This window comes from Pseudomonas sp. ICMP 10191 (assembly GCF_001467335.1).
GTDB classification, from domain to species: Bacteria; Pseudomonadota; Gammaproteobacteria; order Pseudomonadales; family Pseudomonadaceae; genus Aquipseudomonas; species Aquipseudomonas cerasi.
This window is the reverse complement of the sequence record NZ_LKGW01000090.1, coordinates 74,328-97,901: the sequence shown is the minus strand read 5'-3', so window position 1 is coordinate 97,901 and position 23,574 is coordinate 74,328. Positions and strand designations below refer to the sequence as shown.

Below are 23,574 nucleotides of genomic sequence, written 5' to 3'. Positions count from 1 at the left end.
GCCCGGTGAGGACGTCGGGGCTTTGTCTTGACTGGGGGCGGGATCCTCTTTAGACTCTTGTACCCCTAAATTTGGCGGGGCCTGTGCCCTGTCATTTGCTTTTCTTGTAAGACAATAGCGTCGCAAGACAACAGTGGAGCTAGTAGATGGCAACTATCAACCAGCTGGTACGTCAGCCGCGTAAGCGTATCGTCGAGAAATCCGACGTACCTGCGCTGCAGAACTGCCCGCAACGTCGCGGTGTGTGCACTCGTGTGTATACCACCACGCCGAAAAAACCTAACTCGGCATTGCGTAAAGTCTGCCGTGTGCGCCTGACCAACGGTTTCGAGGTTTCCTCGTACATCGGTGGTGAAGGTCACAACCTGCAAGAGCACAGCGTGGTACTGATCCGTGGCGGTCGTGTAAAAGACTTGCCAGGTGTTCGTTATCACACCGTTCGTGGTTCTTTGGATACTTCCGGCGTTAAAGGTCGTAACCAGGGTCGCTCGAAATACGGTACCAAGAAGCCTAAGTAGTTTTTGGCTTCTGTTTGAAATTGCAGATTTCTATTTTTCTGAGTCGATAAGAGTAAGGTCGGGCGCATCCCTCGCAGGATGGTGGTCCCGAGCTAACCTGAAGACCGTTTGAGGGCTTATCCATGCCAAGAAGACGCGTAGCAGCCAAGCGCGAAGTGCTTGACGATCCAAAATACGGCAGCCAGATTCTGGCCAAGTTCATGAACCACGTAATGGAAAGCGGCAAGAAAGCCGTTGCCGAGCGTATCGTTTATGGCGCGCTGGAAAAGGTTAAAGAACGTAAGAACAGCGACCCCCTGGAAATCTTCGAGAAAGCTCTCGACGCCATCGCTCCGCTGGTCGAAGTAAAGTCGCGCCGTGTAGGCGGTGCTACTTACCAGGTTCCTGTCGAAGTTCGTCCGTCCCGTCGTAATGCTCTGGCAATGCGTTGGCTGGTAGACTTCGCGCGCAAGCGCGGTGAGAAGTCAATGGCGCTGCGTTTGGCTGGCGAACTGCTGGACGCCGCCGAAGGTAAAGGTGCTGCGGTCAAGAAGCGTGAAGACGTGCACCGTATGGCTGAGGCCAACAAGGCTTTCTCGCACTACCGCTTCTAATTTCAGCGTCACTAATTTTGCGAGGGCTTTATGGCTCGTACTACTCCGATTGGCCGCTACCGTAACATTGGTATCGTTGCTCACGTGGATGCTGGTAAAACCACCACCACCGAGCGCGTCCTTTTTTACACCGGCAAAAGCCACAAAATGGGCGAGGTGCATGACGGCGCCGCGACCACGGACTGGATGGTTCAGGAGCAGGAGCGTGGTATTACCATTACTTCTGCTGCTATTACTGCCTTCTGGCAGGGTTCCGAGAAGCAACACAAAGACCAATACCGTTTCAATGTTATTGACACCCCGGGCCACGTTGACTTCACCATTGAAGTTGAGCGTTCCCTGCGTGTACTCGACGGCGCGGTCGTTGTGTTCTGTGGTACTTCCGGCGTAGAGCCGCAGTCCGAAACCGTATGGCGTCAAGCCAACAAGTACGGTGTTCCACGTATCGTTTACGTGAACAAGATGGACCGTGCAGGTGCGAACTTTCTGCGCGTAATCGCTCAGATCAAGCAGCGCCTGGGTCACACCCCGGTGCCGATCCAGCTGGCCATTGGCGCCGAAGACAACTTCCAGGGTCAGATCGATCTGATGTCCATGGAAGCTGTTTACTGGAACGATGCCGACAAGGGTATGGTTCCACGTCGTGAGCCTATTCCTGCTGAACTGCAGGAACTGGCTGACGAATGGCGCAGCAACATGGTCGAGGCTGCGGCCGAAGCCAGCGAAGAGCTGATGAACAAGTACCTCGAAGGTGAAGAACTCTCCAACGAGGAAATCAAGGCCGCTCTGCGTCAGCGTACTATCGCTGGCGAGATCGTTCTTGCTGTTTGCGGTTCTTCCTTCAAGAACAAGGGCGTTCCCCTGGTTCTCGACGCCGTGATCGACTACCTGCCGGCTCCGACCGACATTCCAGCTATCAAGGGTTCCGATCCTGATAACGAAGAAGTCCTGATGGAGCGTCATGCAGACGACAACGAGCCGTTCTCGGCTCTGGCGTTCAAGATCGCTACCGACCCATTCGTGGGTACCTTGACTTTCGTCCGCGTTTACTCGGGCGTGTTGGCATCCGGCGACGGCGTGATCAACTCGGTCAAGGGCAAGAAAGAGCGTGTGGGTCGTATGGTGCAGATGCACGCAAACGCCCGCGAAGAGATCAAGGAAGTGCGCGCTGGTGACATCGCGGCCTTGATCGGCATGAAGGACGTCACCACTGGTGAGACCTTGTGCAACGCTGACAAGCCAATCATCCTGGTTCGCATGGACTTCCCGGAGCCGGTTATTTCGGTTGCCGTTGAGCCTAAAACCAAGGATGACCAGGAAAAAATGGGTATCGCACTGGGCAAGCTTGCTCAGGAAGACCCGTCTTTCCGCGTCAAGACTGATGAAGAGACTGGTCAAACGATCATCTCTGGCATGGGCGAGCTGCACCTGGACATCCTGGTTGACCGGATGCGCCGTGAGTTCAACGTCGAAGCCAACATCGGCAAGCCTCAGGTTTCCTATCGTGAGCGCATCACGAAGAATTGTGAAATCGAAGGCAAGTTCGTTCGTCAATCCGGCGGTCGTGGCCAGTTCGGTCACTGCTGGATCCGTTTTGCACCTGCTGACGAAGGTCAGGAAGGTCTGCAATTCGTAAACGAAGTGGTAGGTGGTGTTGTTCCCAAGGAATACATCCCGGCTATCCAGAAGGGTATCGAAGAGCAGATGAAGAACGGCGTTGTTGCCGGCTATCCGCTGATCGGCCTGAAGGCTACCGTGTTTGATGGTTCCTACCATGACGTCGACTCGAACGAGATGGCGTTTAAGGTGGCTGCCTCCATGGCGACCAAGCAACTGGCCCAGAAGGGCGGTGGTGAGTTGCTTGAGCCGATCATGGCGGTAGAGGTTGTTACGCCTGAAGACTATATGGGTGACGTGATGGGCGACCTTAACCGCCGTCGCGGCATGATTCTGGGTATGGAAGATACGGTTTCCGGCAAGGTAATTCGTGCCGAGGTTCCGTTGGGTGAGATGTTCGGTTATGCGACCGACGTTCGCTCCATGTCTCAGGGTCGCGCAAGCTACTCTATGGAATTCAAAAAATACAATACAGCTCCGTCGCACATCGTCGAAACTGTAACCAAAAAACAAGGCTGATTCAGCGCCTTTAGGCTAGGAGTTATTTGTCGTGGCTAAAGAAAAATTTGATCGTTCCCTCCCGCACGTCAACGTTGGCACCATTGGTCACGTTGACCACGGTAAAACCACGCTGACCGCTGCTCTGACTCGCGTCTGCTCCGAAGTTTTCGGTTCGGCTGCTGTTGAATTCGACAAGATCGACAGCGCACCGGAAGAGAAAGCTCGTGGTATTACCATTAATACCGCGCACGTTGAATACAAATCGTTGATCCGTCACTACGCTCACGTTGACTGCCCAGGTCACGCTGACTACGTGAAGAACATGATCACCGGTGCTGCCCAGATGGACGGCGCGATTCTGGTTTGTTCGGCCGCTGATGGTCCGATGCCACAAACCCGTGAGCACATCCTGCTGTCCCGTCAGGTTGGCGTTCCGTACATCGTGGTTTTCCTGAACAAGGCTGACCTGGTAGACGACGCTGAGCTGCTGGAACTGGTTGAGATGGAAGTGCGCGATCTGCTGAGCACTTACGACTTCCCAGGCGACGACACTCCGATCATCATCGGTTCTGCTCGTATGGCTCTGGAAGGTAAAGACGACAACGAAATGGGCACCACTGCCGTTCGTAAACTGGTTGAAACACTGGACTCCTACATTCCAGAACCAGTTCGTCTGACCGACAAGCCGTTCCTGATGCCAATCGAAGACGTGTTCTCGATCTCCGGTCGCGGTACTGTTGTGACTGGTCGTATTGAGCGCGGTATCGTCAAGGTTCAGGATCCACTGGAAATCGTTGGTCTGCGTGACACTACCGTCACCACCTGCACCGGTGTTGAAATGTTCCGTAAGCTGCTCGACGAAGGTCGTGCTGGCGAGAACTGCGGCGTTCTGCTGCGTGGTACCAAACGTGACGACGTTGAGCGTGGCCAGGTTCTGGTCAAGCCAGGCACCGTCAAGCCGCACACTCAGTTCGAAGCTGAAATCTACGTTCTGAGCAAAGAAGAAGGCGGTCGTCACACTCCGTTCTTCAAAGGCTACCGTCCACAGTTCTACTTCCGTACTACCGACGTAACTGGTAGCTGCGAACTGCCGGAAGGCGTAGAAATGGTTATGCCAGGTGATAACGTTAAAGTTTCCGTTACCCTGATCAAGCCAATCGCAATGGAAGATGGTCTGCGTTTCGCAATCCGTGAAGGCGGTCGTACCGTCGGCGCTGGCGTCGTGGCCAAAATCATCGCGTNCCGCAACGCGGGGGCTTTTTTATTGGGTTGACACCTAGTGAGGTCGTCTATAGAATTGCGCCTCCTTTTAACGGGCGTATTGCGCTCGGTGGGAACAGCAATCTGGAGTCTGAATCCAATGCAAAACCAGCAAATCCGTATCAGGTTGAAGGCTTTTGACCATCGCCTGATCGACCAATCAACCCAGGAAATCGTGGAAACCGCGAAACGTACTGGTGCACAGGTGCGTGGTCCGATTCCACTGCCGACTCGTAAAGAGCGGTTCACCGTTCTGGTTTCTCCGCACGTCAACAAAGACGCGCGCGACCAGTATGAGATCCGTACTCACAAGCGTGTTCTGGACATTGTTCAGCCAACGGAAAAAACCGTTGATGCGCTTATGAAGCTTGATCTTGCGGCCGGTGTGGAAGTTCAGATCAGCCTCGGCTAAGACTTGGGTCTTAGTCGTGTAACGCTCTGAAATGGGCGGCCATAGCGGGTGAAAGCCCCGTACACTCATGAGGTTTACAACATGACTATTGGTGTAGTCGGTCGTAAATGCGGTATGACCCGTATTTTCACCGAAGAAGGTGTCTCCATTCCGGTCACGGTCATTGAGATCGAGCCGAATCGCGTCACTCAGTTCAAAACCGAAGAAACCGATGGCTATCGTGCAGTGCAAGTCACTGTCGGCGAGCGTCGCGCTTCGCGTGTTACAGCCGCTCAGGCTGGCCACTTCGCTAAGGCGAACGTTGCCGCCGGTCGTACCGTCATGGAATTCCGTCTTGAAGAAGGCGACTACCAGGCTGGCGATCAGATCAACGCTGAAATCTTCGCCGCTGGTCAACTGGTTGATGTAACCGGTCAGTCCAAGGGTAAAGGCTTCCAGGGTACGATCAAGCGTTGGAATTTCCGTGGTCAAGACAATACCCACGGTAACTCCGTCTCCCACCGCGTCCCAGGCTCTATCGGCCAGTGCCAGACTCCTGGTCGTGTATTCAAGGGCAAAAAAATGTCCGGTCATATGGGCGCTGAGCGCGTGACCGTGCAGTCCCTGGAAGTAGTGCGCGTGGACGCTGAACGCAATCTGTTGTTGGTCAAGGGTGCTGTTCCTGGCGCTACTGGCGGCAACCTGGTTGTACGTCCGGCAGCCAAGGCTCGCGGTTAAGGGGAAGCTGACATGCAATTAAATGTAAATGACGCTCAGGCAATCGAAGTTTCCGAACTGACATTTGGCGGCGAATTCAACGAGACGCTGGTTCACCAGGCAGTCGTGGCCTACATGGCTGGCGGTCGTCAGGGTAGCAAGCAGCAGAAGACCCGTTCCGACGTTCGTGGTGGCGGTAAGCGCCCTTGGCGTCAGAAAGGTACTGGCCGTGCTCGTGCCGGTACTATCCGTAGCCCAATCTGGCGTGGCGGCGGTACCACTTTCGCGGCTCGTCCTCAGGATCACACTCAGAAGCTCAACAAGAAGATGTATCGCGCTGCTCTGCGCTCCATCCTTGCTGAACTGGTTCGTACTGATCGTTTGGTCGTGGTTCAGGACTTCGCTGTTGAAGCACCGAAAACCAAAGATTTGCTGAACAAGCTGACTGGCATGGGCCTGACTGACGTCCTGATCGTGTCTGACGCTGTTGACCAGAATCTGTACCTGGCTGCTCGTAACCTGCCGCACGTTGATGTACGTGACGTTCAAGGTTCCGATCCAGTTAGTCTGATCGCATACGACAAAGTGTTGATCACTGTGTCGGCCGTGAAGAAATTCGAGGAGCTGCTGGGATGAACCAGGAACGCGTATTTAAAGTTCTGCTTGGCCCGCACGTTTCCGAGAAGGCTACGGTTCTTGCAGACAAAAAAGGTCAGTTCGTTTTCAAGGTTGCTACTGACGCAACCAAGCTGGAAATCAAGAAGGCCGTCGAAAGCCTGTTCAGCGTGAAAGTAGAGCGTGTTACTACCCTGAATGTTCTGGGTAAGAGCAAGCGCACTGCTCGCGGTCTGGGCAAGCGTAATGACTGGAAGAAGGCAGTTATCTCCCTTCAGCCAGGCCAAGATCTCGATTTCAGCAGCAGTGCTGAGTAAGGAAGGGGTGCATCATGGCAATCGTTAAATGCAAACCGACTTCCCCTGGCCGCCGTTTTGTGGTCAAGGTGGTCAACCAGGAGCTGCATAAAGGCGCTCCTCACGCACCGCTGCTCGAGAAAAAATCGAAGTCTGGTGGTCGTAACAACAATGGTCGTATTACTACCCGTCATATCGGTGGTGGCCATAAGCAGCATTATCGTCTGGTCGACTTCCGTCGCAACGACAAGGATGGCATCGCTGCCACCGTCGAGCGTATCGAATACGATCCAAACCGTACTGCTCACATTGCTCTGCTGCTTTACGCAGACGGCGAGCGCCGCTACATCATCGCCCCTAAAGGCGTGAGTGCTGGCGACCAGCTGATTGCAGGTGCTCTGGCACCAATCAAGCCGGGCAACGCTCTTCAACTGCGCAACATTCCAGTTGGTAGCACCGTACACGGCATCGAACTGAAGCCAGGTAAAGGCGCACAGATCGCTCGTTCCGCTGGTGCCTCGGCACAGCTGATCGCTCGTGAAGGTGTGTACGTTACCCTGCGTCTTCGCTCCGGTGAAATGCGTAAAGTACTGTCTGAGTGCCGTGCAACGCTGGGCGAAGTCTCGAACTCCGAGCACAGCCTTCGTTCGCTGGGTAAAGCGGGTGCCAAACGCTGGCGTGGCGTTCGCCCAACCGTTCGTGGTGTTGCCATGAACCCGGTTGACCACCCACATGGTGGTGGTGAAGGTCGTACCTCTGGTGGTCGTCATCCGGTATCGCCGTGGGGCTTCCCGACTAAGGGCGCGAAGACTCGTGGTAATAAGCGTACCGACAAAATGATCGTCCGTCGTCGCAAGTAAATAGAGGGATACGACAGTGCCACGTTCTCTGAAAAAAGGTCCTTTTATTGATCTTCACCTACTGAAGAAGATCGAAGTGGCGGCGGAAAAGAACGATCGCAAACCAGTTAAGACCTGGTCGCGTCGTTCGATGATCCTGCCACAAATGGTCGGTTTGACCATTGCAGTGCATAACGGTCGCCAGCATGTTCCAGTTCTCGTGAACGAAGACATGGTCGGCCATAAACTAGGCGAGTTTGCCGGTACCCGCACATATCGTGGGCACGTGGCAGACAAGAAAGCCAAGCGTTAAGGGGTAAGGAACGATGGAAGTAGCCGCTAAGTTGTCGGGCGCTCGAATCTCCGCCCAGAAAGCCCGCTTGGTCGCCGACCAGATCCGCGGGAAGAAGGTGGGCGAAGCGCTCAACCTGTTGGCTTTCAGCAGTAAGAAAGCCGCCGAGATCCTGAAGAAAGTGCTGGAGTCGGCTGTAGCCAACGCCGAGCATAACGAAGGCGCAGACGTTGATGACCTCAAGGTCTCCACCGTTTTCGTCAACGAAGGGCGTTCGCTGAAGCGCATCATGCCACGTGCTAAAGGCCGTGCTGATCGCATCGTCAAGCGGTCTTGCCATATCACTGTCAAGGTTGCTGACAAGTAACGGAGTCGAAGAGATGGGTCAGAAAGTACATCCCATTGGCATTCGCCTGGGAATCGTCAAGGAGCACACCTCCGTCTGGTACGCAGACGGTCGGACTTATGCGGACTATTTGTTCGCTGATCTGAAAGTGCGTGAGTACCTCCAAGACAAATTAAAAAGCGCGTCCGTCAGCCGTATCGATATCCATCGTCCGGCTCAGACAGCACGTATCACCATCCACACCGCTCGTCCAGGTATCGTTATCGGGAAGAAAGGTGAAGATGTTGAGAAACTGCGTCAGGACCTGACCAAGCAAATGGGTGTGCCTGTGCACATCAATATCGAAGAGATCCGTAAGCCGGAGCTCGACGGTATGCTGGTTGCGCAGAGCGTAGCTCAGCAGCTGGAGCGTCGCGTAATGTTCCGTCGCGCTATGAAGCGCGCTGTTCAGAACGCCATGCGCATTGGTGCCAAAGGCATCAAAATCCAAGTGAGCGGTCGTCTCGGCGGTGCTGAAATCGCACGTACTGAATGGTATCGCGAAGGTCGTGTGCCACTGCACACCCTGCGTGCCGACATCGACTATGCCAACTACGAAGCTCACACCACTTACGGTGTGATCGGTGTAAAGGTTTGGATCTTCAAAGGCGAAGTAATTGGTGGTCGCCAAGAAGAACTGAAACCACAAGCACCAGCGCCTCGTAAAAAAGCTGCTAAGTAAGGGGTACGCCAAATGTTGCAACCAAAGCGTACGAAGTTCCGCAAGCAGATGACCGGCCACAACCGTGGTCTGGCACTGCGCGGTAGCAAAGTCAGCTTCGGCGAGTTCGCGCTGAAGTCTGTTGCTCGTGGTCGTCTCACCGCTCGTCAGATCGAGTCAGCGCGTCGTGCTCTGACCCGTCACGTTAAACGTGGCGGCAAGATCTGGATCCGTGTGTTCCCGGACAAGCCTGTAACCAAAAAGCCACTCGAAGTTCGGATGGGTAAAGGTAAGGGTAACGTGGAGTACTGGGTTGCCCAGATTCAGCCAGGCAAAGTCCTGTATGAAATCGAGGGTGTTACTGAAGAGCTGGCGCGTGAGGCTTTCGCCCTGGCTGCTGCAAAGCTGCCGCTCGCCACCTCCTTTGTTAAGCGGACGGTGATGTGATGAAAGCGAATGAACTTCGTGAAAAATCAGCACAGCAGCTGAACGAGCAACTGCTCGGCCTGCTGCGCGACCAGTTCAATCTGCGTATGCAGAAAGCAACTGGCCAGTTGGGGCAGTCTCATCTGCTCTCGCAAGTTAAGCGTGACATCGCTCGCGTGAAAACTGTGCTCAACCAGCAGGCAGGTAAGTAATCATGGCTGAAGCCGAAAAAACTGTCCGTACGCTGACTGGCCGTGTTGTCAGCGACAAGATGGACAAGACCATCACCGTTCTGATCGAGCGTCGCGTAAAGCACCCGATCTACGGTAAATACGTTAAGCGTTCGACTAAGCTGCACGCGCACGACGAAACCAATCAATGCCATATCGGCGACAAGGTCACTATTCGTGAAACTCGTCCGGTAGCCAAGACCAAGTCTTGGGCATTGGTTGATATCCTCGAACGCGCTGTGGAAGTCTAAGGGCTAGGGGTCGGAGAAATTATATGATTCAGACTCAATCCATGCTCGATGTGGCCGATAACAGCGGCGCACGCCGCGTTATGTGCATCAAGGTTCTGGGTGGCTCCCATCGTCGTTACGCTGGTATCGGTGACATCATCAAAGTAACCGTCAAGGAAGCAATTCCTCGCGGCAAGGTGAAAAAAGGCCAAGTGATGACTGCAGTTGTAGTCCGCACTCGCCACGGTGTTCGTCGTGCAGACGGCTCCATCATCCGCTTCGATGGCAACGCTGCTGTTCTGTTGAACAACAAGCAAGAGCCGATCGGTACCCGTATCTTTGGGCCAGTGACCCGTGAACTTCGTACTGAGAAGTTCATGAAGATCGTCTCGCTCGCCCCAGAAGTGCTCTAAGGAGATCCGACATGCAAAAGATTCGTCGTGACGACGAGATCATCGTGATCGCCGGCAAAGACAAAGGTAAGCGCGGTAAGGTGCTCAAGGTTCTCGCTGACGACCGTTTGGTCGTTGGTGGGATCAACCTGGTGAAGCGTCATACCAAGCCAAACCCGATGTCGGGCGTACAGGGCGGTATCGTCGAGAAAGAAGCGCCAATGCACGCTTCCAACGTCGCCATTTTCAACGGCGCAACCAACAAGGCTGACCGCGTTGGTTTCAAAGTTGAAGACGGCAAGAAAATTCGTGTCTTCAAGTCGACCCAAAAAGCGGTTGATGCTTGAACACTGCTAGGTAGAAGACCATGGCACGACTAAAAGAGATTTACCGGAAGGAAATCGCTCCGAAACTTAAGGAAGAACTTAAGCTTTCGAACGTGATGGAAGTTCCGCGCGTTACCAAAATCACCCTGAACATGGGTCTGGGCGAAGCGATCGGCGACAAAAAAGTCATCGAGCACGCTGTTGCTGACCTGGAAAAGATCACCGGTCAAAAAGTCGTTGTGACTTACGCTCGGAAATCCATCGCTGGCTTTAAAGTCCGTGAAGGTTGGCCGATCGGTGTCAAAGTGACTCTGCGCCGCGATCGTATGTACGAATTCCTGGATCGTCTGCTGTCGATCTCCCTGCCTCGGGTTCGCGACTTCCGCGGCCTGAATGCCAAGTCCTTCGATGGTCGTGGTAACTACAGCATGGGCGTAAAAGAGCAGATCATCTTCCCGGAAATCGACTACGACAAGATCGATGCTCTCCGCGGTCTGGACATTACCCTGACCACCACTGCCAAGAACGATGATGAAGGTCGCGCATTGCTGCGTGCTTTCAAATTCCCGTTCCGCAACTGATTGGAGTAGGAAAATGGCCAAGAAGAGCATGAAAAACCGTGAGCTGAAGCGTCAGCTCACCGTTGCCAAGTACGCCAAGAAGCGTGCAGAGCTGAAAGCAATCATCGTTGATCTGAACGCAAGTCCAGAAGCGCGTTGGGAAGCTACCGTAGCCCTGCAGAAGCAACCACGTGACGCAAGCGCTGCGCGCATGCGTAACCGTTGCCGCATCACTGGTCGTCCACACGGCGTTTACCGCAAGTTCGGCCTCGGCCGTAACAAACTGCGTGAAGCAGCCATGCGTGGCGACGTACCAGGTCTGGTCAAAGCCAGCTGGTAAGGCGCACCTCTCGCTTCGTGCCAGCCGGTTGCGCAAGTCACCGGTCGGCATGAAGCCTGAATTTGAATCAAGCCCCTAATGGGGCTTGATTCATTTCCGGCGTAGGACTAGAATTGCCGGCTCGCCTGAGCCCGTGTTTTTACTTGCCCGGAAGTTCTCGGCGATCAAGCTGTAGCCGCAAGGCTAATTATTTTGTTTTAGGAGCGTCTAGCCCATGAGTATGCAGGACCCGTTAGCGGACATGCTAACTCGTATCCGTAATGCCCAGATGGCTGAAAAGCCCGTCGTAAGCATGCCATCTTCCACGTTGAAGGTTGCTGTAGCAAAAGTCCTGAAGGACGAAGGCTACATTGCGGGTTATCAGATCAGCAGCGAAGTTAAATCCTCGCTGTCCATCGAGCTTAAGTACTTCGAAGGCCGTCCGGTCATTGAAGAGGTTAAGCGCGTCAGCCGCCCAGGCTTGCGTCAGTACAAGTCCTCCGATGATCTGCCGAAAGTTCGTGGCGGTCTTGGTGTGTCTATCGTCTCCACCAGTAAAGGTGTGATGACGGATCGTGCTGCGCGCGCTGCCGGTGTCGGTGGCGAAGTGCTTTGCACTGTGTTCTAAGGGGGGATAAGCATGTCACGCGTAGCTAAGAACCCCGTTAAGTTGCCATCCGGCGTCGAAGTCAAACTCGTCGGCCAGCAGCTTTCGGTGAAGGGTGCCAAGGGCACTCTGGAACTGAACATCCATTCGTCCGTTGAGATTGTTGAAGAAGCTGGTGAGCTGCGTTTCGCTGCTCGCAATGGCGATCAACAAACCCGCGCAATGGCAGGCACCACTCGTGCACTGGTTAACAACATGGTCCAGGGCGTAAGCCAAGGCTTCGAGCGTAAGCTCCAGCTGGTCGGTGTTGGTTACAAGGCGCAAGCAAAAGGCACGGTCCTGAACCTTGCACTTGGCTTCTCGCACCCGGTGGACTATGAATTGCCGAATGGCATCACCGCTGAGACCCCCAGCCAGACCGATATCCTGATTCGTGGTATCGATAAGCAGTTGGTTGGTCAAGTGGCCGCTGAGATCCGCGACTTCCGCCGTCCTGAGCCTTACAAAGGCAAAGGTGTGCGTTACGCGGACGAAGTCGTCCGCCGTAAAGAAGCCAAGAAGAAGTAGGGCATAGCAAATGACCGTCAAAAAAGTTACCCGACTGCGTCGCGCTCGCAAAGCACGCCTGAAAATGCACGAGCTGGAAGTCGTGCGTCTCTGCGTGCACCGCTCTTCGCAGCACATTTATGCCCAGGTCATCTCGGCCGACGGCAGCAAAGTCCTGGCAAGCGCCTCGACTTTGGACAAAGAACTGCGTGATGGCGCCACTGGCAACATCGACGCGGCCACTAAGGTTGGCAAGCTGGTCGCCGAGCGCGCGAAAGCCGCGGGTGTATCGCAAGTCGCTTTCGACCGTTCTGGCTTCAAGTACCACGGCCGTGTCAAAGCGCTGGCTGATGCTGCTCGTGAAGGCGGGCTGGAGTTCTAAGTTATGTCAAATCACGACCAAAAACGCGACGAAGGCTACATCGAGAAGCTGGTTCAAGTTAACCGCGTGGCCAAAACCGTAAAAGGCGGCCGTATCTTCACTTTCACTGCGTTGACCGTAGTGGGTGATGGTAAAGGGCGCGTTGGCTTCGGCCGTGGCAAGTCACGTGAAGTGCCTGCTGCAATCCAGAAAGCGATGGAAGCTGCTCGTCGCAACATGATTCAGGTTGATCTGAACGGCACTACCCTGCAGTACGCGATGAAGTCTGCTCATGGCGCCTCCAAGGTGTACATGCAGCCTGCTTCTGAAGGTACCGGTATCATCGCTGGCGGCGCAATGCGCGCAGTGCTGGAAGTTGCTGGTGTCCAGAACGTATTGGCCAAGTGCTACGGTTCGACTAACCCGGTAAACGTGGTTCACGCTACGTTCAAGGGTTTGAAGGGCATGCAGTCTCCTGAGTCGATCGCTGCCAAGCGTGGCAAGCGTGTTGAGGAGATCATCTGATCATGGCTACCGTTAAAGTAACGCTGATCAAAAGCATGACCGGCCGCATCCCTAATCACAGATTGTGCATTAAGGGTTTGGGTCTGCGTCGCATCGGTCACACTGTAGAAGTCCTGGATACTCCCGAAAATCGCGGGATGATCAACAAGGCTTACTACATGCTGCGAGTCGAGGGTTAATCGATGAAACTCAATGATCTGAGTCCAGCGCCGGGTTCCCGTCGCGAAAAGCATCGTCCGGGCCGTGGTATCGGTAGTGGTTTGGGCAAGACCGGTGGCCGTGGCCACAAAGGTCAAAGCTCCCGCTCCGGTGGCACTATTGCTCCGGGCTTTGAGGGCGGCCAACAGCCGCTGCATCGTCGCCTGCCAAAATTCGGTTTCGTTTCCCTGAAGGCCATGGACCGCGCAGAAGTGCGTCTGTCCGAGCTGGCTAAAGTGGAAGGCGACATCGTAACTGTGCAGTCCCTGAAAGATGCCAACGTGATTAACCAGAACGTTCAGCGTGTGAAAATCATGCTGTCGGGCGAAGTTACTCGCGCTGTCACTATCAAGGGTATCGCCGCCACCAAAGGTGCGCGTGCGGCTATCGAAGCAGCTGGCGGCAAGTTCGAGGAATAAATGGCTAAGCAAGGTGCTCTCTCAGCGCTCGGCAAAGGCGGTATGTCTGAACTCTGGGCTCGTCTGCGTTTTCTGTTCCTGGCGATTATCGTCTACCGAATAGGCGCACACATCCCGGTTCCAGGTATCAACCCGGACCGACTCGCAGAACTGTTTCGACAGAATGAGGGGACCATTCTTAGCTTGTTCAACATGTTTTCCGGCGGCGCGCTGGAACGGATGAGCATCTTTGCACTGGGGATCATGCCGTACATTTCGGCATCGATCATCATGCAGTTGATGACCGCCGTCAGCCCGCAGCTGGAGCAGTTGAAGAAGGAAGGTGAAGCTGGCCGTCGCAAGATAAGCCAGTACACCCGCTATGGCACCGTTGTCCTGGCTCTGGTCCAAGCTATCGGCATGTCCGTTGGTCTGGCGAGTCAGGGCGTCGCGTTTTCTGGGGACCTGGGTTTCCACTTTGTGGCCGTAACTACCTTCGTGGCAGGTGCGATGTTCATGATGTGGCTGGGCGAGCAGATCACCGAGCGCGGTGTCGGCAACGGTATCTCGATGTTGATTTTCGCAGGTATCGTCGCCGGTCTTCCGAGAGCAATAGGGCAGTCTTTCGAGTCTGCACGTCAGGGTGATATCAATATCTTCGCTCTGGTTGCAATCGGTTTGCTGGCGGTAGCGATCATCGGTTTTGTGGTGTTCATTGAGCGTGGTCAGCGTCGTATCGCTGTTCACTACGCCAAGCGTCAGCAGGGCCGCAAGGTCTTCGCTGCGCAGACCAGCCACTTGCCGCTGAAAGTGAACATGGCTGGTGTAATACCGGCCATTTTCGCGAGCAGCATTTTGCTGTTCCCGGCTTCGTTGGGGTCCTGGTTCGGTCAGTCTGAAGGTCTGGGCTGGTTGCAGGACATCTCGCAGTCGATCGCTCCTGGTCAGCCGTTGAATATTCTGCTGTTTAGTGCAGGGATTATTTTCTTCTGCTTCTTCTATACGGCGTTGATGTTCAATCCGAAAGACGTAGCGGAAAACCTGAAGAAGTCCGGTGCCTTTATTCCGGGTATTCGTCCAGGTGAGCAGTCGGCACGCTATATTGATGGCGTTTTGACTCGCTTGACCATGTTCGGTGCTCTATATATGACGGCCGTGTGTCTGCTTCCCCAGTTCCTGGTGGTCGCGGCAAACGTACCGTTCTACCTTGGCGGGACCTCGTTGCTGATCGTGGTCGTGGTTGTGATGGACTTTATGTCGCAAGTGCAATCTCACCTCGTTTCGCACCAGTATGAATCCCTGATGAAGAAAGCCAACCTGAAGGGCTACGGTGGCAGCGGCGGTATGCTGCGCTGAAGCACCCCTAAGGTTCGAGGAGTTGGTGATGAAAGTTCGTGCATCGGTGAAAAAGCTGTGCCGTAACTGCAAGATTATCCGCCGCGAAGGTGTGGTTCGAGTAATTTGCAGCGCGGAACCACGTCATAAGCAGCGCCAAGGCTGATTGTGATTTGTGCTTAAGCCCAGCAGCTAGTGCGCTGCTGGGTTGATTATTTGTTACTACAGCGATATTATCTCGCGCCCTATTTCTTGGCTTCCGGGGCGTAGGTAGCTGTCAATTGGAGTCCCACTGAATGGCCCGTATTGCAGGCGTTAACATTCCAGATAACAAGCATACTGTTATCTCGTTGACCTACATCTATGGTGTTGGTCGCACCACCGCACAGAAAATTTGTGCAACCACCGGCGTAAATCCGGCGGTGAAAATCAAAGATCTGAGCGACGAGCAGATTGAACAGCTGCGTGGCGAGGTGGCGAAGTTCACCACTGAAGGTGACCTGCGTCGCGAAATCAACATGAAAATCAAGCGCTTGATGGACCTGGGCTGCTACCGCGGTCTGCGTCATCGTCGTGGTCTTCCAGTGCGCGGTCAGCGTACCAAGACCAACGCGCGTACTCGCAAAGGTCCGCGTAAGCCGATCCGCAAGTAATCGCACCAGCGCAACGACAGGAATTTAGTCATGGCAAAACCTGCTGCTCGTCCTCGTAAAAAAGTTAAAAAGACAGTGGTTGATGGCATCGCCCACATCCACGCGTCGTTTAACAACACAATCGTCACCATTACCGATCGTCAAGGTAACGCTCTTTCGTGGGCTACCTCCGGCGGTTCGGGTTTCCGTGGTTCGCGCAAGTCCACCCCGTTCGCTGCTCAAGTAGCTGCTGAACGTGCTGGTCAAGCTGCGCTGGAGTACGGTCTGAAGAACCTCGACGTCAATGTCAAGGGTCCAGGCCCAGGTCGTGAATCCGCTGTCCGTGCATTGAACGGCTGTGGCTATAAGATCGCCAGCATCACCGACGTGACGCCAATCCCGCACAACGGGTGCCGTCCGCCGAAGAAGCGCCGCGTGTAATCCAGGAGACTGTAAGAAATGGCTCGTTACATTGGTCCAAAATGCAAACTTGCTCGTCGTGAAGGCACCGATCTCTTTCTGAAGAGCGGCGTTCGCGCTATCGAATCCAAGTGCAACATCGAAGCAGCTCCAGGTATCCACGGCCAACGTCGTGGTCGCCAGTCCGATTACGGTACTCAGCTGCGTGAAAAGCAAAAAGTCCGTCGTATCTACGGCGTTCTCGAGCGTCAGTTCAGCGGCTACTACAAAGAAGCCGCCGGCAAGAAAGGTGCAACAGGCGAGAACCTGCTGCAACTGCTCGAATGCCGTCTGGACAACGTTGTATACCGCATGGGCTTCGGCTCGACGCGTGCCGAATCCCGTCAATTGGTTTCGCACAAGTCGGTCAGCGTAAACGGCAAAACCGTTAACGTTCCTTCTTATCAGGTTCGTGCTGGCGACGTTGTTGCTATCCGCGAAAAAGCTAAGAATCAGCTGCGTATTGTCCAGGCTCTCGATCTGTGTGCCCAACGTGGCCGCGTAGAATGGGTAGAAGTAGACACTGAGAAGAAATCGGGCGTTTTCAAGAACGTTCCAGCTCGCAGTGATCTATCCGCCGACATCAACGAAAGCCTGATTGTCGAGCTCTACTCCAAGTAAGGGCTAGAAAATAGGTGCATCCATGCAGATTTCGGTAAATGAGTTCCTGACACCCCGCCACATTGATGTGCAGGTTGTCAGTCCAACCCGCGCCAAAATCACTCTCGAGCCTCTCGAGCGTGGTTTCGGCCATACCCTGGGCAACGCGCTTCGCCGCATTTTGTTGTCCTCCATGCCCGGCTGTGCAGTAGTCGAGGCCGAGATTGACGGTGTACTCCATGAGTACAGCGCCATCGAAGGTGTACAGGAAGACGTCATTGAAATCCTGTTGAACCTTAAAGGTCTGGCTATCAAGCTGCACGGTCGAGACGAAGTTACGCTGACCTTGTCGAAGAAGGGTTCGGGGGTGGTTACCGCTGCCGATATTCAGCTGGATCATGATGTCGAGATCGTTAACCCCGATCACGTAATCGCTAACCTGGCGTCTAACGGCGTCTTGAACATGAAGCTCACCGTAGCTCGTGGTCGTGGTTATGAGCCGGCAGACTCGCGTCAAAGCGATGAAGACGAAAGCCGCAGCATTGGTCGCTTGCAGCTTGACTCTTCGTTCAGCCCGGTTCGCCGTATCGCATACGTGGTGGAAAACGCCCGTGTCGAGCAGCGTACTAACCTGGACAAGCTGGTTATTGATCTGGAAACCAACGGTACTCTGGACCCTGAAGAGGCTATCCGTCGCGCTGCAACCATCCTGCAACAGCAGTTGGCTGCGTTCGTGGACCTCAAAGGCGACAGCGAACCAGTGGTAATCGAACAGGAAGACGAGATCGATCCGATCCTGCTTCGTCCGGTTGACGATTTGGAACTGACCGTGCGTTCGGCCAACTGCCTTAAGGCGGAGAACATCTACTACATCGGTGATCTGATTCAGCGCACCGAAGTAGAGCTGTTGAAGACTCCGAACCTGGGCAAGAAATCCTTGACCGAGATCAAGGACGTTCTGGCTTCTCGTGGTCTCTCCCTCGGCATGCGCCTCGACAACTGGCCGCCGGCAAGTCTTAAGAAGGACGACAAGGCTACGGCCTGATCGTCGTAATCACCGAACGCGAGTTTGGTAAGGAATGAACCATGCGTCATCGTAAAAGTGGACGTCACCTGAGCCGTACCAGCTCTCACCGCAAAGCCATGTTCCAAAACATGGCGGTGTCGCTGTTCGAGCACGAGCTGATCAAAACTACCCTGCCGAAAGCCAAGGAACTGCGCCGCGTTGCCGAGCCGCTGATCACCCTGGCCAAGGAAGACAGCGTTGCCAACCGTCGTCTGGCTTTCGACCGTACTCGTTCGAAAGAAATCGTCGGCAAACTGTTCAACGATCTGGGCAAGCGCTATGCAACCCGTCAGGGCGGCTACCTGCGCATCCTCAAGTGCGGTTTCCGCGCTGGCGACAACGCGCCAATGGCGTACGTCGAGCTGGTTGATCGTCCTGTCGGTGGCTCTGTAGAAGCTGCTGAATAAGACATCAGTTTGAACATGAAACCGGGCCTAGTGCCCGGTTTTTTGTTTTCCGGAATTAAGAATTGCTATCGATAGTCATGATTTAATGAATTCGACGCTTCAATAGCTTTCGGCAATACTTCCTCCCAAGCCGATCAGCCGGCTATACACACCAGAGGAAGATGTAGATGAGCCAGAAGACCCTTACGACCGCCAGCGGTGCCCCAGTCGCAGACAATCAGAACTCCCGTTCGGCAGGCCCACGTGGTCCTCTACTGCTTGATGATTTCCATCTGATCGAAAAGCTTGCCCACTTCAACCGTGAGAACATTCCGGAGCGTCGCGTGCATGCCAAGGGATCGGGTGCTCATGGCACGTTCACCGTGACCCGCGACATCAGCCAGTACACCAGCGCCAGGCTGTTCGACACGGTGGGCAAGCAGACACCGATTTTCCTGCGCTTCTCCACCGTAGGCGGAGAGCGTGGTTCGGCTGACACCGAGCGTGACCCGCGCGGCTTTGCGATCAAGTTTTACACCGAGGAAGGTAACTGGGACATCGTGGGCAACAACACGCCGGTGTTCTTTATCCGTGACCCTCTGAAATTCCCTGACTTCATTCACACTCAGAAGCGCCTGCCGCAGACCAATCTGAAAAGTCCTCAGATGATGTGGGATTTCTGGTCGCACTCGCCTGAGGCGCTGCACCAGGTCACCATTCTGTTCTCTGATCGTGGCATTCCGGACGGCTACCGTCACATGCACGGCTTCGGCAGCCACACCTATAGCCTCATCAGTGCTGCAGGCGAGCGCCATTGGGTGAAGTGGCATTACAAGACCCGCCAAGGGATCAAGAACCTCGCGCCCGCAGACGCTGCGCGGATTGCCGGTACTGATCCCGATTACGCTCAGCGCGATCTGTTCACTGCCATCGAGAAGGGCGACTTCCCCAAGTGGCAGGTGTGCATTCAGTTGATGACCGAGGCTCAGGCTGCGAATCATCATGAGAACCCGTTCGACGTGACCAAGACCTGGTCGCAGAAAGAGTACCCGCTGATCGAGGTCGGCGAACTGGAGTTGAACCGTAACCCTCTCAACTACTTTGCCGAAGTCGAGCAGGCCGCGTTCGGCCCGAGCAACATGGTGCCAGGCGTTGGCCTTTCGCCAGACCGTATGCTGCAAGGGCGCGTATTTGCCTACGCCGATGCGCATCGCTACCGCGTGGGTACCAATCACCAGCAGTTGCCGATCAATGCCCCCAAGAGTCCCGTACACAGCTATCAACGTGACGGGGCGATGGCGTTCGGCACCAATGGTGGTGCGGCGCCAAACTATGAACCGAACAGCTATTCGGATGCGCCGAAAGAAGATCCGCGCTACGCAGAGCCTGCGCTGTCTCTGAGCGGTGCCGCAGATCGTCATGAGCACCGGGTAGACGGTGATTACTACAGTCAGGCAGGCAAGTTGTTCAACCTGATGAGCGCTGATCAGAAAGCGCTGTTGATCGGCAACATTGCCGGGGCAATGGCAGGCGTTTCCAGTGACGTGGTTCAGCGTCAGTTGCAGCATTTCCACAAAGCCGACCCTGCTTACGGAGAAGGCATCGCAAACGCATTGGGCATAAAACTGGGCTGAGTCGAAGTGAGAAACAGAACCGCCCTCATTTGGGCGGTTTTTCGCTTCTTAACGGCGTAATTTCGCCACTTTTCGTCGGTTTATTGCGTTTTTCTAAGTGACCTCGCGCGACGCTTGGTTCAAACTAACGCCTTTGAAGCAGGAGTCTGGTGCGATGCAAGGCCACCCGGAAGTAATCGATTATCTCAACACGTTGCTCACGGGCGAACTGGCAGCTCGTGACCAATATTTCGTTCACTCACGCATGTACGAAGACTGGGGCTTTTCGAAGCTCTACGAGCGTATCAATCATGAGATGGAAGAAGAGGCGCAACACGCTGATGCGCTGATGCGTCGTATCCTCATGCTCGAAGGCACGCCGCGCATGCGCCCTGACGACCTCGACGTCGGCACCACAGTGCCTGAGATGCTCGCCAGCGATCTGCGTCTCGAATACAAGGTACGTGCTGCCCTGTGCAAGGGTATCGAGCTCTGTGAGCTGCACAGCGACTACGTGACCCGCGAAATCCTGCGCGTACAGTTGGCTGATACGGAAGAAGACCATACCTACTGGCTCGAACAGCAGATGGGGCTGATCAAGTCCATCGGCCTGCAGAACTACCTGCAATCGCAGTTCTGATTCAGCCGCTCATGAAAAAGCTCCTGCACTTGCGTGACAGGAGCTTTTTTGTATCCGGGTTCGACTGACGCCGACCCCGTTTTTCATCACTAGCGTCAGGCCTTGTCTCTGATCAACAGAGGTTTCAGGTAGTGACCAGTGTAGGACTGTTCCATCTCGGCGACCTGTTCAGGTGTGCCCGTTGCAATGATCTGCCCACCTCTCGAACCGCCTTCCGGACCCAGATCCACCAGCCAGTCGGCCGTCTTGATCACGTCCAGGTTGTGTTCGATCACCACCACGGTATTGCCGTGGTCGCGCAAGCGATGCAATACATCCAGCAACTGCTGAATATCCGCGAAGTGCAGGCCTGTGGTCGGCTCGTCGAGGATGTACAGCGTCTTGCCGGTGTCGCGCTTGGACAGCTCACGTGACAGCTTGACCCGTTGCGCCTCACCGCCTGACAAGGTCGTCGCCGATTGCCCCAGCTTGATATAGGAAAGTCCGACATCCATCAGGGTTTGCAGCTTGCGCGCCAGTGCAGGAACGGCATCGAAGAACTCACGCGCTTCCTCGATGGTCATCTCCAGCACTTCATGGACGTTCTTGCCCTTGTACTTGATCTCAAGCGTTTCACGGTTGTAACGCTTGCTCTTGCACACATCGCAGGGCACGTAGATGTCCGGCAAAAAGTGCATCTCGACCTTGATCAGTCCGTCGCCCTGGCACGCCTCGCAGCGGCCGCCCTTGACGTTGAACGAGAACCGCCCCGGACCGTAGCCCCGCGAGCGTGATTCCGGAACCCCGGCGAACAGTTCGCGAATCGGCGTGAACAGCCCGGTGTAGGTCGCCGGGTTGGAACGCGGCGTACGACCGATAGGGCTCTGGTCGATGTCCACCACTTTGTCCAGATGCTGCAGACCATTGATGCTGTCGTGCGTAGCCGCTTCCAGCGTGGTGGCGCCGTTCAGTGCTGTAGCACTAAGCGGGAATAGCGTGTTGTTGATCAGCGTCGACTTGCCCGATCCGGAAACCCCCGTCACGCAGGTCAACAGACCGATAGGGATTTCGAGATTGACGTTTTGCAGGTTGTTGCCACGCGCGCCCTTGAGGGTTAGCGAGAGCTTTTTGTTACGCGGGGTGCGCTTGGCAGGAACGGCAATCTTCACGCGGCCCGAGAGGTATTTGCCGGTCAGCGAGTCGGGATGCGACATCACTTCGTCCGGCGTACCTTCGGCAACGATATGACCACCATGCACGCCGGCCCCCGGGCCGATGTCGACCACGTAGTCGGCCAGGCGAATCGCATCTTCATCGTGCTCGACCACAATCACCGTATTACCGATGTCGCGCAGATGCTTGAGCGTGCCCAGCAAACGATCGTTGTCGCGCTGGTGCAGACCGATGGACGGCTCATCGAGGATGTACATCACCCCGACCAGGCCCGCGCCGATCTGGCTGGCCAAACGAATACGCTGTGCTTCGCCGCCGGACAGGGTGTCCGCGCTACGATCCAGGGTCAGATAGTCCAGGCCCACGTTGACCAGAAACTGCAGACGCTCACGAATTTCCTTGAGAATCTTGTCGGCGATCTCGCCACGCCGTCCGGTCAGCTTGAGGGTTTCGAAGTAATGCGTCGCGTCGCCAATCGGCAGATTGGTGACTGCAGGCAGAGTCTTTTCACCCACCCACACGTGGCGCGCTTCACGACGCAGACGAGTGCCTCGGCAGTCAGGGCAGGGCTGCGTGCCCAAGAACTTGGCGAGCTCTTCGCGGACTGTGGCCGATTCGGTTTCCCGATAGCGACGTTCCAGATTCGGCACGATGCCTTCGAACGGGTGCGCACGCTTGACGATATCGCCACGGTCATTCAGGTAGCGGAAATCGACACTCTGCGAGCCGCTGCCGTTGAGCAGAATCTTCTGCATGTCGGCCGGGATCTGCTTGAAGGGCATTTCCAGGCTGAAGCCATAGTGTTTGGAGAGCGAGCCGAGCATCTGGAAGTAATAGACGTTACGCCTGTCCCAGCCTCGTATCGCGCCTTCGGCAAGTGTCAGTTCGGCATTCACCAGCCGCTTGATATCGAAGAACTGCTTCACGCCCAGGCCGTCACAGGTCGGGCAGGCGCCAGCCGGGTTGTTGAAAGAGAACAGCTTCGGTTCCAGTTCGCTGATCGCATGGCCACAGATAGGGCAGGCGAAGCGGGCGGAGAAGATCACTTCCTCGCCCGGCTCGTCGTCCATTGGCGCAACCAGGGCGATACCGTCGGCCAGCTTCAGGGCTGTTTCAAAGGACTCGGCCAGACGCTGCTGCAGGTCGGCGCGGACCTTGAAACGGTCAACGACCACGTCGATCGAGTGCTTCTTTTGCTTGTCCAGCTTCGGCAGCTCATCCAGCTCGCACAGCTTGCCGTTGACTCGCGCCCGGACAAAGCCCTGCGCGCGCAGCTCTTCAAAAACCGAAAGATGCTCACCCTTGCGTTCGCGGATAACCGGCGCAAGCAGCATCAATTTGCTGCCTTCCGGCTGGGTCAGCACCAGGTCGACCATCTGGCTGACCGTCTGGGCTTCGAGCGGGATATCGTGGTCGGGGCAGCGAGGCTGGCCGACGCGCGCATACAAAAGACGCAGGTAGTCGTAGATTTCGGTGATCGTACCCACGGTCGAGCGCGGGTTGTGCGATGTAGACTTCTGCTCGATGGAAATCGCCGGCGACAGACCTTCGATCGTGTCGACGTCCGGTTTTTCCATCATCGACAGAAACTGGCGGGCATAGGCCGACAGCGATTCGACATAGCGGCGTTGCCCTTCGGCGTACAGCGTATCGAAAGCCAGCGAAGACTTGCCTGAGCCGGAGAGCCCGGTGATAACGATCAGTTTGTCGCGGGGAAGTGTCAGGTCAATATTTTTCAGGTTGTGGGTTCGTGCCCCACGTATCAGGATCTTGTCCACTGCGGCCTCGCTTGGCGGGCATAAACGACGGAGTATAAGGCTCCGAGCCATTACGCGGCAAAGCGTCGCGTATGTGCTGTACAACGATGGGACTGGTAGAATCGCCGCCG

35 protein-coding genes are annotated in these 23,574 nt (G+C 55.3%); 34 read left to right on the top strand and 1 reads right to left on the bottom strand.

The features are described 5' to 3' along the window. Window positions 1–146 precede the first annotated feature (146 nt). The 34 genes from rpsL (at window position 147) to bfr (ending at window position 20,534) form a co-directional block, all read left to right on the top strand. The gene (gene rpsL, locus AO388_RS08330) at window positions 147–518 is read left to right on the top strand and encodes a 30S ribosomal protein S12 (RefSeq protein ID WP_002555494.1); all 372 of its coding nucleotides are present in this window, start codon (window positions 147–149) and stop codon (window positions 516–518) included. A 122-nt stretch (window positions 519–640) separates the two neighbouring features. Continuing rightward, entirely contained in the window at window positions 641–1,111 is a 471-nt protein-coding gene (gene rpsG / locus AO388_RS08325; protein ID WP_002555493.1) for a 30S ribosomal protein S7, read from the top strand. Window positions 1,112–1,141: 30 nt separating this feature from the next. After that, entirely contained in the window at window positions 1,142–3,247 is a 2,106-nt protein-coding gene (fusA, locus tag AO388_RS08320; protein ID WP_003369029.1) for an elongation factor G, read from the top strand. Window positions 3,248–3,278: 31 nt separating this feature from the next. Next, window positions 3,279–4,502, top strand: coding sequence for an elongation factor Tu (gene tuf / locus AO388_RS08315; protein ID WP_058416287.1), 1,224 nt, complete (start codon window positions 3,279–3,281; stop codon window positions 4,500–4,502). Window positions 4,503–4,589: 87 nt separating this feature from the next. Next, window positions 4,590–4,901 carry a 30S ribosomal protein S10 gene (gene rpsJ / locus AO388_RS08310; RefSeq protein ID WP_002555491.1) on the top strand — a complete coding sequence of 104 codons (312 nt, stop codon included), beginning with the start codon at window positions 4,590–4,592 and terminating at the stop codon, window positions 4,899–4,901. Between the two features lie 81 nt (window positions 4,902–4,982). Continuing rightward, window positions 4,983–5,618: a 50S ribosomal protein L3 gene (rplC, locus tag AO388_RS08305; RefSeq protein WP_002555490.1), complete on the top strand. Its 636-nt coding sequence runs from the start codon at window positions 4,983–4,985 to the stop codon at window positions 5,616–5,618. Window positions 5,619–5,630: 12 nt separating this feature from the next. Beyond that, window positions 5,631–6,233, top strand: coding sequence for a 50S ribosomal protein L4 (rplD, locus tag AO388_RS08300; RefSeq protein ID WP_002555489.1), 603 nt, complete (start codon window positions 5,631–5,633; stop codon window positions 6,231–6,233). Beyond that, window positions 6,230–6,529 carry a 50S ribosomal protein L23 gene (gene rplW, locus AO388_RS08295; RefSeq protein WP_002555488.1) on the top strand — a complete coding sequence of 100 codons (300 nt, stop codon included), beginning with the start codon at window positions 6,230–6,232 and terminating at the stop codon, window positions 6,527–6,529. The genes rplD and rplW overlap by 4 nt, the downstream gene beginning before the upstream one ends. Before the next feature lie 14 nt (window positions 6,530–6,543). Continuing rightward, window positions 6,544–7,368: a 50S ribosomal protein L2 gene (gene rplB, locus AO388_RS08290; RefSeq protein ID WP_003317104.1), complete on the top strand. Its 825-nt coding sequence runs from the start codon at window positions 6,544–6,546 to the stop codon at window positions 7,366–7,368. 16 nt (window positions 7,369–7,384) lie between these two features. Beyond that, complete coding sequence (gene rpsS / locus AO388_RS08285) at window positions 7,385–7,660, top strand: 30S ribosomal protein S19 (protein ID WP_002555486.1); 276 nt, start codon at window positions 7,385–7,387, stop codon at window positions 7,658–7,660. A 13-nt stretch (window positions 7,661–7,673) separates the two neighbouring features. Continuing rightward, window positions 7,674–8,006: a 50S ribosomal protein L22 gene (gene rplV / locus AO388_RS08280; RefSeq protein ID WP_002555485.1), complete on the top strand. Its 333-nt coding sequence runs from the start codon at window positions 7,674–7,676 to the stop codon at window positions 8,004–8,006. Between the two features lie 13 nt (window positions 8,007–8,019). After that, window positions 8,020–8,706, top strand: coding sequence for a 30S ribosomal protein S3 (gene rpsC, locus AO388_RS08275; protein ID WP_003176422.1), 687 nt, complete (start codon window positions 8,020–8,022; stop codon window positions 8,704–8,706). A gap of 12 nt (window positions 8,707–8,718) precedes the next feature. Beyond that, window positions 8,719–9,132 carry a 50S ribosomal protein L16 gene (gene rplP / locus AO388_RS08270; RefSeq protein ID WP_002555482.1) on the top strand — a complete coding sequence of 138 codons (414 nt, stop codon included), beginning with the start codon at window positions 8,719–8,721 and terminating at the stop codon, window positions 9,130–9,132. After that, window positions 9,132–9,323: a 50S ribosomal protein L29 gene (gene rpmC, locus AO388_RS08265; protein ID WP_002555481.1), complete on the top strand. Its 192-nt coding sequence runs from the start codon at window positions 9,132–9,134 to the stop codon at window positions 9,321–9,323. Before rplP ends, rpmC begins: the two co-directional genes overlap by 1 nt. A 2-nt stretch (window positions 9,324–9,325) precedes the next feature. Further along, a complete protein-coding gene (rpsQ, locus tag AO388_RS08260) occupies window positions 9,326–9,592 on the top strand; it encodes a 30S ribosomal protein S17 (RefSeq protein WP_002555480.1) in 267 nt (88 codons plus the stop codon). Between the two features lie 23 nt (window positions 9,593–9,615). Beyond that, entirely contained in the window at window positions 9,616–9,984 is a 369-nt protein-coding gene (gene rplN, locus AO388_RS08255; protein ID WP_002555479.1) for a 50S ribosomal protein L14, read from the top strand. Window positions 9,985–9,995: 11 nt separating this feature from the next. Next, window positions 9,996–10,310, top strand: a complete 315-nt coding sequence (gene rplX, locus AO388_RS08250) for a 50S ribosomal protein L24 (protein ID WP_003317102.1) — start codon at window positions 9,996–9,998, stop codon at window positions 10,308–10,310. Between the two features lie 20 nt (window positions 10,311–10,330). Continuing rightward, window positions 10,331–10,870: a 50S ribosomal protein L5 gene (rplE, locus tag AO388_RS08245; RefSeq protein WP_002555477.1), complete on the top strand. Its 540-nt coding sequence runs from the start codon at window positions 10,331–10,333 to the stop codon at window positions 10,868–10,870. Window positions 10,871–10,883: 13 nt separating this feature from the next. Beyond that, a complete protein-coding gene (gene rpsN, locus AO388_RS08240) occupies window positions 10,884–11,189 on the top strand; it encodes a 30S ribosomal protein S14 (RefSeq protein WP_002555476.1) in 306 nt (101 codons plus the stop codon). Between the two features lie 214 nt (window positions 11,190–11,403). Beyond that, window positions 11,404–11,796, top strand: a complete 393-nt coding sequence (gene rpsH / locus AO388_RS08235; RefSeq protein ID WP_002555475.1) for a 30S ribosomal protein S8 — start codon at window positions 11,404–11,406, stop codon at window positions 11,794–11,796. A gap of 12 nt (window positions 11,797–11,808) precedes the next feature. Then, the gene (rplF, locus tag AO388_RS08230) at window positions 11,809–12,342 is read left to right on the top strand and encodes a 50S ribosomal protein L6 (protein WP_003369019.1); all 534 of its coding nucleotides are present in this window, start codon (window positions 11,809–11,811) and stop codon (window positions 12,340–12,342) included. Between the two features lie 10 nt (window positions 12,343–12,352). Then, a complete protein-coding gene (gene rplR / locus AO388_RS08225) occupies window positions 12,353–12,703 on the top strand; it encodes a 50S ribosomal protein L18 (protein ID WP_002555473.1) in 351 nt (116 codons plus the stop codon). 3 nt (window positions 12,704–12,706) lie between these two features. After that, a complete protein-coding gene (rpsE, locus tag AO388_RS08220; RefSeq protein WP_003317099.1) occupies window positions 12,707–13,207 on the top strand; it encodes a 30S ribosomal protein S5 in 501 nt (166 codons plus the stop codon). 2 nt (window positions 13,208–13,209) lie between these two features. After that, on the top strand, window positions 13,210–13,386 hold the full coding sequence (gene rpmD / locus AO388_RS08215) for a 50S ribosomal protein L30 (RefSeq protein WP_002555471.1): 177 nt from the start codon (window positions 13,210–13,212) through the stop codon (window positions 13,384–13,386). A 3-nt stretch (window positions 13,387–13,389) separates the two neighbouring features. Then, window positions 13,390–13,824 (top strand): 50S ribosomal protein L15, encoded by a 435-nt coding sequence (gene rplO / locus AO388_RS08210; RefSeq protein ID WP_002555470.1) that lies wholly within the window; start codon window positions 13,390–13,392, stop codon window positions 13,822–13,824. Next, a complete protein-coding gene (gene secY / locus AO388_RS08205) occupies window positions 13,825–15,159 on the top strand; it encodes a preprotein translocase subunit SecY (RefSeq protein WP_002555469.1) in 1,335 nt (444 codons plus the stop codon). A 28-nt stretch (window positions 15,160–15,187) separates the two neighbouring features. Continuing rightward, window positions 15,188–15,304 (top strand): 50S ribosomal protein L36, encoded by a 117-nt coding sequence (rpmJ, locus tag AO388_RS27275; protein WP_002555468.1) that lies wholly within the window; start codon window positions 15,188–15,190, stop codon window positions 15,302–15,304. 130 nt (window positions 15,305–15,434) lie between these two features. Continuing rightward, window positions 15,435–15,791, top strand: a complete 357-nt coding sequence (gene rpsM, locus AO388_RS08200) for a 30S ribosomal protein S13 (protein WP_002555467.1) — start codon at window positions 15,435–15,437, stop codon at window positions 15,789–15,791. A 30-nt stretch (window positions 15,792–15,821) separates the two neighbouring features. Then, window positions 15,822–16,211 (top strand): 30S ribosomal protein S11, encoded by a 390-nt coding sequence (gene rpsK, locus AO388_RS08195; RefSeq protein ID WP_002555466.1) that lies wholly within the window; start codon window positions 15,822–15,824, stop codon window positions 16,209–16,211. An 18-nt stretch (window positions 16,212–16,229) separates the two neighbouring features. After that, complete coding sequence (gene rpsD, locus AO388_RS08190; protein ID WP_002555465.1) at window positions 16,230–16,850, top strand: 30S ribosomal protein S4; 621 nt, start codon at window positions 16,230–16,232, stop codon at window positions 16,848–16,850. Window positions 16,851–16,872: 22 nt separating this feature from the next. Next, complete coding sequence (locus tag AO388_RS08185) at window positions 16,873–17,874, top strand: DNA-directed RNA polymerase subunit alpha (RefSeq protein ID WP_002555464.1); 1,002 nt, start codon at window positions 16,873–16,875, stop codon at window positions 17,872–17,874. Window positions 17,875–17,915: 41 nt separating this feature from the next. Beyond that, a complete protein-coding gene (gene rplQ / locus AO388_RS08180; protein WP_002555463.1) occupies window positions 17,916–18,302 on the top strand; it encodes a 50S ribosomal protein L17 in 387 nt (128 codons plus the stop codon). Window positions 18,303–18,469: 167 nt separating this feature from the next. Beyond that, the gene (locus AO388_RS08175; RefSeq protein WP_058416286.1) at window positions 18,470–19,915 is read left to right on the top strand and encodes a catalase; all 1,446 of its coding nucleotides are present in this window, start codon (window positions 18,470–18,472) and stop codon (window positions 19,913–19,915) included. 154 nt (window positions 19,916–20,069) lie between these two features. Beyond that, window positions 20,070–20,534, top strand: coding sequence for a bacterioferritin (bfr, locus tag AO388_RS08170; protein ID WP_003317095.1), 465 nt, complete (start codon window positions 20,070–20,072; stop codon window positions 20,532–20,534). Between the two features lie 95 nt (window positions 20,535–20,629). On the opposite strand, the gene uvrA is transcribed toward bfr, so the two are convergent. Continuing rightward, complete coding sequence (uvrA, locus tag AO388_RS08165; RefSeq protein WP_003431812.1) at window positions 20,630–23,464, bottom strand: excinuclease ABC subunit UvrA; 2,835 nt, start codon at window positions 23,462–23,464, stop codon at window positions 20,630–20,632. Window positions 23,465–23,574: the final 110 nt, after the last annotated feature.

What these genes read in the sequence shown, in the direction of transcription:
- rpsL (WP_002555494.1), top strand. Translation starts at nt 147, where the DNA reads ATGGCAACTATCAACCAGCTGGTACGTCAGCCGCGTAAGCGTATCGTC.
- rpsG (WP_002555493.1), top strand. Translation starts at nt 641, where the DNA reads ATGCCAAGAAGACGCGTAGCAGCCAAGCGCGAAGTGCTTGACGATCCA.
- fusA (WP_003369029.1), top strand. Translation starts at nt 1,142, where the DNA reads ATGGCTCGTACTACTCCGATTGGCCGCTACCGTAACATTGGTATCGTT.
- rpsJ (WP_002555491.1), top strand. Translation starts at nt 4,590, where the DNA reads ATGCAAAACCAGCAAATCCGTATCAGGTTGAAGGCTTTTGACCATCGC.
- rplC (WP_002555490.1), top strand. Translation starts at nt 4,983, where the DNA reads ATGACTATTGGTGTAGTCGGTCGTAAATGCGGTATGACCCGTATTTTC.
- rplD (WP_002555489.1), top strand. Translation starts at nt 5,631, where the DNA reads ATGCAATTAAATGTAAATGACGCTCAGGCAATCGAAGTTTCCGAACTG.
- rplW (WP_002555488.1), top strand. Translation starts at nt 6,230, where the DNA reads ATGAACCAGGAACGCGTATTTAAAGTTCTGCTTGGCCCGCACGTTTCC.
- rplB (WP_003317104.1), top strand. Translation starts at nt 6,544, where the DNA reads ATGGCAATCGTTAAATGCAAACCGACTTCCCCTGGCCGCCGTTTTGTG.
- rplV (WP_002555485.1), top strand. Translation starts at nt 7,674, where the DNA reads ATGGAAGTAGCCGCTAAGTTGTCGGGCGCTCGAATCTCCGCCCAGAAA.
- rpsC (WP_003176422.1), top strand. Translation starts at nt 8,020, where the DNA reads ATGGGTCAGAAAGTACATCCCATTGGCATTCGCCTGGGAATCGTCAAG.
- rplP (WP_002555482.1), top strand. Translation starts at nt 8,719, where the DNA reads ATGTTGCAACCAAAGCGTACGAAGTTCCGCAAGCAGATGACCGGCCAC.
- rpmC (WP_002555481.1), top strand. Translation starts at nt 9,132, where the DNA reads ATGAAAGCGAATGAACTTCGTGAAAAATCAGCACAGCAGCTGAACGAG.
- rpsQ (WP_002555480.1), top strand. Translation starts at nt 9,326, where the DNA reads ATGGCTGAAGCCGAAAAAACTGTCCGTACGCTGACTGGCCGTGTTGTC.
- rplN (WP_002555479.1), top strand. Translation starts at nt 9,616, where the DNA reads ATGATTCAGACTCAATCCATGCTCGATGTGGCCGATAACAGCGGCGCA.
- rplX (WP_003317102.1), top strand. Translation starts at nt 9,996, where the DNA reads ATGCAAAAGATTCGTCGTGACGACGAGATCATCGTGATCGCCGGCAAA.
- rplE (WP_002555477.1), top strand. Translation starts at nt 10,331, where the DNA reads ATGGCACGACTAAAAGAGATTTACCGGAAGGAAATCGCTCCGAAACTT.
- rpsN (WP_002555476.1), top strand. Translation starts at nt 10,884, where the DNA reads ATGGCCAAGAAGAGCATGAAAAACCGTGAGCTGAAGCGTCAGCTCACC.
- rpsH (WP_002555475.1), top strand. Translation starts at nt 11,404, where the DNA reads ATGAGTATGCAGGACCCGTTAGCGGACATGCTAACTCGTATCCGTAAT.
- rplF (WP_003369019.1), top strand. Translation starts at nt 11,809, where the DNA reads ATGTCACGCGTAGCTAAGAACCCCGTTAAGTTGCCATCCGGCGTCGAA.
- rplR (WP_002555473.1), top strand. Translation starts at nt 12,353, where the DNA reads ATGACCGTCAAAAAAGTTACCCGACTGCGTCGCGCTCGCAAAGCACGC.
- rpsE (WP_003317099.1), top strand. Translation starts at nt 12,707, where the DNA reads ATGTCAAATCACGACCAAAAACGCGACGAAGGCTACATCGAGAAGCTG.
- rpmD (WP_002555471.1), top strand. Translation starts at nt 13,210, where the DNA reads ATGGCTACCGTTAAAGTAACGCTGATCAAAAGCATGACCGGCCGCATC.
- rplO (WP_002555470.1), top strand. Translation starts at nt 13,390, where the DNA reads ATGAAACTCAATGATCTGAGTCCAGCGCCGGGTTCCCGTCGCGAAAAG.
- secY (WP_002555469.1), top strand. Translation starts at nt 13,825, where the DNA reads ATGGCTAAGCAAGGTGCTCTCTCAGCGCTCGGCAAAGGCGGTATGTCT.
- rpmJ (WP_002555468.1), top strand. Translation starts at nt 15,188, where the DNA reads ATGAAAGTTCGTGCATCGGTGAAAAAGCTGTGCCGTAACTGCAAGATT.
- rpsM (WP_002555467.1), top strand. Translation starts at nt 15,435, where the DNA reads ATGGCCCGTATTGCAGGCGTTAACATTCCAGATAACAAGCATACTGTT.
- rpsK (WP_002555466.1), top strand. Translation starts at nt 15,822, where the DNA reads ATGGCAAAACCTGCTGCTCGTCCTCGTAAAAAAGTTAAAAAGACAGTG.
- rpsD (WP_002555465.1), top strand. Translation starts at nt 16,230, where the DNA reads ATGGCTCGTTACATTGGTCCAAAATGCAAACTTGCTCGTCGTGAAGGC.
- AO388_RS08185 (WP_002555464.1), top strand. Translation starts at nt 16,873, where the DNA reads ATGCAGATTTCGGTAAATGAGTTCCTGACACCCCGCCACATTGATGTG.
- rplQ (WP_002555463.1), top strand. Translation starts at nt 17,916, where the DNA reads ATGCGTCATCGTAAAAGTGGACGTCACCTGAGCCGTACCAGCTCTCAC.
- AO388_RS08175 (WP_058416286.1), top strand. Translation starts at nt 18,470, where the DNA reads ATGAGCCAGAAGACCCTTACGACCGCCAGCGGTGCCCCAGTCGCAGAC.
- bfr (WP_003317095.1), top strand. Translation starts at nt 20,070, where the DNA reads ATGCAAGGCCACCCGGAAGTAATCGATTATCTCAACACGTTGCTCACG.